The organism is Candidatus Infernicultor aquiphilus, from assembly GCF_002784285.1.
Lineage (GTDB): Bacteria > Atribacterota > Phoenicimicrobiia > Phoenicimicrobiales > Phoenicimicrobiaceae > Infernicultor > Infernicultor aquiphilus.
This window is the reverse complement of record NZ_PFKO01000129.1, coordinates 1-1,398: the sequence shown is the minus strand read 5'-3', so window position 1 is coordinate 1,398 and position 1,398 is coordinate 1. Positions and strand designations below refer to the sequence as shown.

The 1,398-nt window shown below is 34.3% G+C and carries 1 protein-coding gene; it reads right to left on the bottom strand.

Going from position 1 to position 1,398, the window contains the following annotated elements; all coding sequences use genetic code 11:
- The coding region (locus COZ07_RS03630) for a DNA methyltransferase (protein ID WP_406607226.1) at positions 1-891 on the bottom strand (891 nt) is incomplete at its 3' end.
- Positions 892-1,398 lie beyond the last annotated feature (507 nt).

Here is a 1,398-nt window from a genome sequence, read left to right as displayed (position 1 = left end):
GGCTTCGGGTTTTTGGGTGTCAAATGCTAATCGTTCATCTGCTGTTCCTTGAACAAATGGAATATAGAATACTTCAGTAGGTTTTCCAGCCTTTAAATATGCTTTTCTTATTGTTCCGTCCTTTTCATAATAATATTTAAACCTTCTACCAATCTCATCAACTTTATCATAACGTCTTATTGCTTTTTCGTCATATTCAGTAAGTGTAGCTTCAGCGTTGAAAATATGGTTGTCGGCATTTTTAGCATAAAATAGTATATAGTCATGCTTTCTTGGAAAATTATCCGCTGTGCTTGTAGGACCAAAGTATTTCCATATCAATTCGTTCAAAAAATTCTCATATCCAAAAATCTCATCCATCATTACCTTTACATAATGTCCCACATGCCAGTCAAGATGCACATAGATAGTGCCGTTTTCAGCAAGGAGCTCCCTCATTAAAACCAATCGCTCATACATATACTTGAGATAAGAGGCAATACCATCGCTCCAGGTATCTTTGTAAGCCCGTTCCTCAATAATGGAAGGCTCTTTTTCTATTTGTTCATCTCCAATCTTTGTCCTAACTGTAAAATCTGCACCAGTAAAAAACGGTGGGTCAATGTAAATTAGATTTATCTTTCCCGCCCAACCCTGCTTTACAAATGAAGACATAATCAGTTTATTATCGCCCCAGATAAGCAGGTTTTTCCAGTCCTTAGGATAATCTTTTGGCCATTCATCTTCTGGGAAAAGCGAGGCAATTATTCCACCTTTGATTCTCGGTTTATTGATAGTCTCAACTACCTGAAAAGGGAGATTTGGTTTTTCTGTTAGAACCCTCTCCCCTTTTTTAAATTTATCATATTTATCTGCCCAAAGCAGTTCCACATATTTTTTATTATTTTCCATCTTCATCTCCTTCTTGTATCAATTTTTCAACTTTATACAATCTATTATTACATTTTTTAATTTTAATAATCTTACATATATTTATATTCGACATAACTTTCAAAAATCCTTCTTTTTTTGTGCAGCTTTCGGCTTAAGGTTATTATATTAAAACATTAGAAAGTAAAAGTATTAGAAAAAGAAATTAGTTAGTATTTTTGTTGGATATTTTAGATTCGAAAAAGGTGAGCATTATTTATTGCATTTTTTTTATTTTAATACTTTTAATTTTTAATAGCAAGCTATAAAAGATTTAGGGATATTCGATTCGCCAATCTGCTGACTGGTTTTAAGTTGTCAATAACCAGAATTTAATGGATTCCCATTACTCGCTTTCGCGGGTACAAGTTTCATGAGAATGACATAGGAAGGATGGATTCCTACCCCTGCTTTCGCAGGGGGAGCCCTTCGCGGGAATGACAGATAGGAAGAGGGAGGACCTATTTGGAAAAATATTTTTAAATAGGG